Source organism: Limnospira sp. PMC 1279.21 (assembly GCF_032349615.1).
In the GTDB taxonomy this organism is placed as follows: domain Bacteria; phylum Cyanobacteriota; class Cyanobacteriia; order Cyanobacteriales; family Microcoleaceae; genus Limnospira; species Limnospira fusiformis.
The window spans coordinates 1-7449 of the sequence record NZ_JARPLU010000201.1 but is presented as its reverse complement, the minus strand read 5'-3'; the positions used below and the strand labels follow the sequence as shown (position 1 = coordinate 7449).

Here is a 7449-nt window from a genome sequence, read left to right as displayed (position 1 = left end):
TCTCAGCCTCCAGTCAACTGGGTTTCCCCCCCAGAAGTCAAGAAACCCGGTTTCCCGCCAACAAGTCAACCGAGTTTCCCCCCCAGAAGTCAAGAAACCTAACCCGCCACTCCCCAATTATTAATTATTAATTATTAATTATTAATTATAAAGAAACCGGGTTTCTAAGCCTATTAATTGAAAAGTTCCCCTTGGGAAGGTTTAGCCGCAAACTCACTGGCTAAACGGGTGATTTCCGGCCAGGATACTACTAGACTATTATAGGCGATCGCTTCCGATGACCAACCTTTGCGATCGCATAAATTATATAGACGATAGGCGAGGTCCCTGGCTATTTCTACCTCCGCTTTCTGTTGTCGAAGCCCAGACAGCAACTCCGCCGCCCCCGTTTCTCCCTTTTCTAGGAGTCGCTGAATTAGCCCTTGGGTGAGTTTCCAGTGGGGGAGGCGTGTATCTTTTTCGGCGGTCAATTTCTCCGGGAGTTCATCCCGTCTCAGCAACCGGACTTTCCCGGCTTTCGCGGTTAAAATTCCCGCCGTTTCTAACCCTTCTATACTGGTATTTCTCGCCTTCGACAGGGTTTCCGCTTCCCCATATAGTCCGGGGTCGAATTGGTATTGTTGAAACCATGTTAACGCCCAACGGGTATCGCTGTCAAATTCCCCTTCTTGGTCGGTCAGGTATTCATCTAGGAGTTGATTAATTAATTGTAGGGCGCTGCGGACGGTCAACTTGCTGCCATCGTTTTCTAAAACTTCGCTATACTTGCTATATATTGCCATACCCGGTCCGATACTGGCTTGGGCTAGGTCAACCGGGGCGATGTTTCCCTCTTGCAGCGTTTTTAGCGCCTGGGGGAGTTCGTTTTGCAATTCACTTAAAAATTTTCGCTTGGTCGTTGGTGCGGCATTCTCACCACGGGGACGACACACTAACACTATAGAAGAAGCGAGGGCGTTTGTACCACTGGCAACCATGCGGTTACTCAATTCGCTACGCATTGGCCATGTTCCACCAATGCTAAAGTTAGCCTGCATTAACCCTTCTAACATGGTTTCCCAACCCGTAGAAGCCACCTTATCTTTAGCATCAGTTTCGGCTTGTTTAAAAGCATAATAAACGGTCAGCGGATAGTTAGCATCAGCTATGCTATTCATGCGCTTAAACGCCTGCATTAATCCGGCTTCAAAAAATTCTTTAGCCCCTTTTTTGCTGCCTTCAAAGCGGTGCGGGGCTGCTATCAATTCTTGAGATTTCGGCACTAACAGGGTGCTGCAAATATCAGGGTATATTGAACCCAAAGATTGACGCAGCCACACATAGAAAAAGTCGGATAAATCCGCGTAGCCAATATTATCATAATAGGGCGGGTCGGTTGAGACAATTTTTGCTTGTGCGTCATTCTCATGGTTCACTTGTGCGTCATGTTGAAATACCCTAGCTTTAACATTTACATTATCATGATTTTCAAGAACTTTGATAACCCAATCAATCGCACCGTTAAAATTGCCTGTTGAATCACTCATAGGATTGGCTTCCGCAAAATCCCAAACCATTGGGATTGCTTGCCTTCCGAATGTATTGCGTGTACTATCTCTTCCAATATCCCAAGAACAAATAGATGAGTTTCTGTCAGATAATCTATCAACAGCCAACGCCAAATAAACTGCGATCGCTTCACTATAAGCCCTCGCGCCATTCCCCCCCTTATTCAAGGGAATATCATCATCAGATAATCCCACAGCCAGGGCATCTTGAAAAGCCTTATCTTTAGCTTCCCCGACCAAATCACTAAAAGTGTTTAAAGCCACCAATTGACGGGAGGTGAATAAATCAGCGTGTTTCGTCATGCCATAATTTTGTACCCGAAACCCTAGCGCTTCTTTGGGTAACTCAGTTTTCGGCTGCCATTTTGGTTTAGCGGAAAAAGCAATATTTTCCTGTTGTTTGGTGGGGGGTAAATAAATCCTGCCATTTTTCCCTTCAGCCACAATAGCCATTAATTTAGCCCCCATGCGCTTCTGACGACCTTCTGACCGCACATAATCCAACTTTACAGAAGTGTCGCAAGCCAGACAAACCGCCCCCTTGCGGTCAACCGTCCCCTCCCGTGGTTTTCCCTTCCCCGTCTTCACCACAAAATCAATTTCGGGGGGGCTAGTTTCCCCGTTAATCGCATATTCAACCCAAGCCTCCTTTCCCTTCTTTGTGGAAAGCCAAAACTTACTCGTTAAAGGCATTTGACAGCCACAAGCCGGGTTAGGACAAGTCACCGTCCGCACCCATAACCAAGCAATAACCGTCGCCTTGTCGCCATTTTCCAAAGTCACCGGAGGATATAAATCCCCAATGCCGTTAACAGCCACCTCTCGCATCCAACTTCCATAATATCGCACATCGGCAGCCAACCCCTGTGCGCCACGCCAAGACTCTAACCCAGTCCGTTTTCTATCATCTCCATTCACCGGGGGTAAATTCGCAAACCGAGGGGGAATTTCAATCAACGCCTTATTAATTAATACCGCCACCGGGTTCAAATCACTAGCATGGGCTTCCAACCCCAACCGTTGCGCTTCCAGGGGAATAGACCCACCTCCCGCAAAAGGGTCATAGGCGGGTGGCGCATACTGGGCAATATACTCCCGGACCTCTTCCGGTTTCGTGGGTGGTTTTTCCCCCCTTCCCCACGCCAAACAGCGGGCTATCTCCCTTTGTGCGTCTTGAATAACCTGGGGGTCTTTGATATCATCCCAAGACACCAAACCCCGCACCACCTGTTTTTGTTTCCCCTTCTTATCGGTATCGACCACAATTCGGCCTAAGATATCAAAAAGGCGTTGTCTTTCCTGGGTTTGTGCTTCCAGGGTGGGGAATTTTTCCGGCCAACTACTGGGGTCATCTACCAAAGAAGCCCAAAGCACCGCCCTAGCTGTAGCCGTTGGTTTCCGCGACCACCACAAATGCAGAGTGGAGGGGTGTCCGTGACGAATAGACTTTTCCCGCGCGGACTCCATATTAATGGCTTCGAGGGGTAGGGCAACTTCGATGAGTTTTTTGCGGTAGGTCATGGGAAGCAGTGTAGACACCGACTCCCAGTATAGCTGGTAACTGGTAGGGTTTCCCCCCAGAAGTCAAGAAACCCGGTTTCTCAAAGAAACCGGGTTTCTCAGCCACCACAAATAAGCCGGGTTTCTCAGCCTCCAGTCAACGGAGTTTCCCCCCAGAAGTCAAGAAACCCGGTTTCTCAGCCACCAGAAATAAGCCGAGTTTCTCAGCCTCCAGTCAACGGAGTTTCCCCCCAGAAGTCAAGAAACCCGGTTTCTCAAAGAAACCGGGTTTCTAACCCGCCACAAAAGTTTTCCCCAATTATTAATTATTAATTATTAATTATTAATTATTAGGTCTCGCCAACTATAATTGACACTGTGGGCGGCAAAATCGGGTTGTTGCTGAAACGGTTGGTGGATATAGGAAATGCGATCGCCTGGAACTTCCACTAATGCTAGGATATAGCTATCAGGTCGGTTTAAGGCCGTCAAAATCTCGTTTTTAGTCACCGTCACCGTTTGCGCCCCCTCAATGCGTCCTTTCACCTCGATAAACCGCAATTGTCCGGTTTCGGGAATGACCGACTCGATATCATAACCGCACTTTTGGGCGCTAACGTCTCGCGGTTGATAGCCTAACTCCGTTTCCTTCCGCATCACCGCCTCCATTGCCGCTAATTCCACCGCTTTCCGGTTTTTGGCAAAAGTGTCGGAAATCTTCGGCGAGGGGGGTTGTAGGGCTGCCAGACGGTGGCTGGGAATGATTAAAGCTGCCCCTACCACCACGGGGGGTAAAGGTGAAAGTCGGCGCTCGTCTTCCAGTTCGCGGAGCCTTTTTTCTAGGCGGGAGGCTAACTCGTCCGCCCGTTGCTGGGCTTTGGTAGAGTTAAGTTTAGCATTGGGTTTCCCCGCTTGTTCATCCAGGCGCAAACTGACAGCCCTTTGGTCCCAATAGTTGATTTCCTTGGTGAGTCGGTCTTTGACGGCGACTAGGGTTTGATCAATGAGTTCCTGTTTGGGTTTCTGGACTTCTTCGAGGTGGGGTTGGACTAAATGGGTAATGGCGTAGGTAGTCGCCTGTTTCTCAATGTCCTCTTTTGGGGGTAAATTAGGCAGAAAAGGAGCGATCGCTTTATGTTCCTCTTCGGTGAGGGGGCGATAGTCCAAATAAGGCGCATATCCCCCATTAATAGCCGGGGAGGGAGTCGGGTCGCCGTCGGGAAACAGACTACAGGGAAGTTCCACATATTGCATTCTGCGGGAGACTAACCGCCGCTGTCCGTTGGAGTCGGTTCGCGCGTCCTGAATGCTATGTTCCAGATAAACTAAGATTCTCTCTGGCTGCGGGTTAGGACTATCATCAACCAAAATGCTCCCCTGACGCAATAGATTTCGATGACGTTCTAAAATCAGGTCTAGGGTGGCATCAAGAAGAGGATGACCAGGACAAACTAGGTCGGCTATGGGTTTCCCCGGAAGGCTGATCAAGTCCTTCTCAAAACAGATCCGCTCATAACGTCTTAGTATAGGTTCACTCAGTCCTATTTGGCGATCGCGATGACGAATGACCCCGGGAACGTTGGTAATTTCATAACGTCGGGGTTCCCGGAGACGCATGGTTCCCCCTAAGCGGGTAAAAGCCTCCTGGAAAAATAAGCCGATAAAATGGGGTTGGAGTTTCCGCGCTTGCGCCCTTTCCATGTCCTCCCGAATGGCTTGAACTTTGGTGGTATCCAAGGAGTCTCTCGCGAGGGCTTTTTCCTCGATGAGTGTTTGCAAATATTCCCGGTTCAGGCGATCGCTCAATTGCTGCTGTTTGGCTTTAATATCAGGGCGATCGCCATAGCGGATAGCTTCAATGAGTAACTCCCGCAATTCTACCTGAGCGATCGCTTTTCCCAACACATCAAACACCTGACCCCCCAAGGCGTTTTGCTCAATTTCCAGTTTCCGCAACAGCGATAAATATACATCCCCCTCCCGCGTTTCCCCGGCGACCAAATTCCACAAATGACAAACTTCCGTCTGTCCGATCCGGTGAATGCGCCCAAATCTCTGCTCCAAACGATTCGGATTCCAAGGTAGGTCATAATTAACCATAAGATGGGCGCGTTGTAGGTTAATTCCTTCCCCCGCTGCGTCGGTGGCTACTAATACCTGGACGGTAACATCCTGTTTAAAGTCTTCTTCGGCTTTTTTGCGTTCATCCCGTCCCATACTTCCATGAATGGTAACTACGGCTTCAGGACGACCTAAAAGGGTTTTAATGCGATCGCGCAAATAGTTAAGGGTATCGCGATGTTCCGTAAAAATTACCAGTTTCCGCAATGCTTTCTGTCCGGGTTCATGGTCGCCATTCTGGGGGTTAGGAAAGGCAAAAATTTCGTTTTCCATAACCTTAGATAATTGTTCCCATTTGCAATCTTTCCCACTGCGGCGCACCCGTTGGGCTAACTCTTCCAATTGGCGCAAACGTTCGATTTCTGTCTGTAATTCCTGAACAGTCCGAGAAGCCGTCGCCAGGTCAACCACTTCGGTTTCGATTTTTTCCCTCTCGCTACTGGGTAAGTCTTCCAAATCATCATCAATGTCTTGTTGATCAAGGTCAAATTCCGCGTTGAGTCCTCGTTGGTTTAGTTGTTCTTCCCGCAGTCTTTTTTGGAGGCGATCGCGCCGTCGTTTCAGAGACTGATAAATAGCTTCGGGAGAGGAAGCCAGACGACGCTGGAGAATAGTTAAGGCAAAACCCACGGTTCCCCTACGTCCTTTTTGCAGGTTATCGGCGCGATTAAATTCTTCTTTCACATAGTCGGTTACTTGTTTATAAAGGATGGCTTCCAACTCCGAGAGACGATATTCCACGGTATGGGCGCGACGTTCTGGAAACAGGGGACGACCATCAAATTTTAGCAAGTTTTCTTTAATCAGGCGACGCATCAAATCAGCGGTCTCGCAGACATGGACACCATCCCGAAATTTCCCCTCAAAGCGATCGGCATCCAACAGAGCCAAAAATAGCTGAAAATCCTCTTCTTTCCCATTGTGCGGCGTAGCGGTCATCAGCAAAAAATGGCGAGTCAACCCCGACAGAAGTTTCCCCAATTTATAGCGTTTAGTTTCCTTAATTTCCCCCCCAAAAAAGGAAGCCGAGAGTTTATGAGCCTCATCAACTACGACCAAATCCCAATCAGTTTGGGCGAGTTTAGCCTGTAACTTAGGATTACGGCTAAGTTTATCTAATTGAGCAACCAGTAGGGGAATTTCCGTAAAAGCGTTCCCACTGCGGGCAGCTTCAAGGCGATCGTTTGTCAAAATTTCAAAAGGTAGGTGAAACTTCTGAGACAATTCATCTTGCCACTGTATCGCCAAACTCCCCGGACAGACAATCAAACACTTTTGTAAATCCCCTCTAATCAACAATTCCCGAATCAATAATCCCGCCATAATAGTTTTACCCGCCCCGGGGTCATCAGCCAACAGAAACCGCAAAGGTTGACGGTTCAGCATTTGGTTATAAACGGCATCAATTTGGTGTGGGAGAGGTTCCACCAAAGAAGTATGAACAGCCAGCCGAGGGTCAAACAAATGAGCCAGGCGAATGCGGTGAGCTTCGGAAACCAATCTAAATATAGCACCATCTCCGTTAAAACTCCAGGGCTGTCCATCCCTAACAATTTCTAATCTATCTTGGTCACTGCGAAATAGTAGTTCATTACCAGGTTTCCCCCGACTATCTTTATAGGTCAATTCAATCGCATCATCACCATACCAAGCAGCATCAATAACGGTAACATTTTCATTAGGCAAAATCCCTTTAATAATTGTACCACGAGTTATATCTTCTAGTCTAATCATATCCCTTTTTTACTCTGTGAAAAAATCTATTTGGTTCCGAGCCATTGAGATTCATTGACAATTCTCATCATCTGAGATATACTGTATATTGTAGGCTCTGGGACTGTCCTATGGCTCCTTTGTGAGTTAAGACCCCAGCGCATAGAAGATATAACTAGAACCCAGCCCTAATGCTAATGGGCTTTGTTCCCCCATAACTGCAAGGCTTCTGAGTACCGAAAGGGAAAAGAGCCTTTGCAGTTTTTCGCGCGGTTGTTACACCGGATAGAAAAGCGATCGCCTTTATAAATTATAGAAGTAGGGTGCGTCAGAGGGATAACCTATCGGGTTAACCGCAAATTTCATTCCTTTGACGCACCGCCCCTATCGTGGTCAAGAAACCCGGTTTCTTTGAGAAACCGGGTTTCTAAGCAAACCGTGGGGTGAGAGAATTAACAGCAGAACCCGGAGGGCGGGTTTATTAATATCCTGGTGGGGTGAGAGAATTAACAGCAGAACCCGCCCCTACCATTATTAATTATTAATTATTAATTATTAATTATTGGTC

Annotated in this window: 2 protein-coding genes; both read right to left on the bottom strand. The window is 47.8% G+C overall.

Features of this window, described 5'->3' with window-relative positions:
* Positions 1–173: 173 nt before the first annotated feature.
* Positions 174–3068: a DUF1156 domain-containing protein gene (locus P5683_RS21175; RefSeq protein WP_315641013.1), complete on the bottom strand. Its 2895-nt coding sequence runs from the start codon at positions 3066–3068 to the stop codon at positions 174–176.
* A gap of 315 nt (positions 3069–3383) precedes the next feature.
* Positions 3384–6902 (bottom strand): helicase-related protein, encoded by a 3519-nt coding sequence (locus P5683_RS21170; RefSeq protein ID WP_315641012.1) that lies wholly within the window; start codon positions 6900–6902, stop codon positions 3384–3386.
* Positions 6903–7449 lie beyond the last annotated feature (547 nt).

Bases quoted from the DNA above. Each gene is read 5' to 3' on its own strand.
- P5683_RS21175 (WP_315641013.1), bottom strand. From the start codon at position 3,068: ATGACCTACCGCAAAAAACTCATCGAAGTTGCCCTACCCCTCGAAGCC.
- P5683_RS21170 (WP_315641012.1), bottom strand. From the start codon at position 6,902: ATGATTAGACTAGAAGATATAACTCGTGGTACAATTATTAAAGGGATT.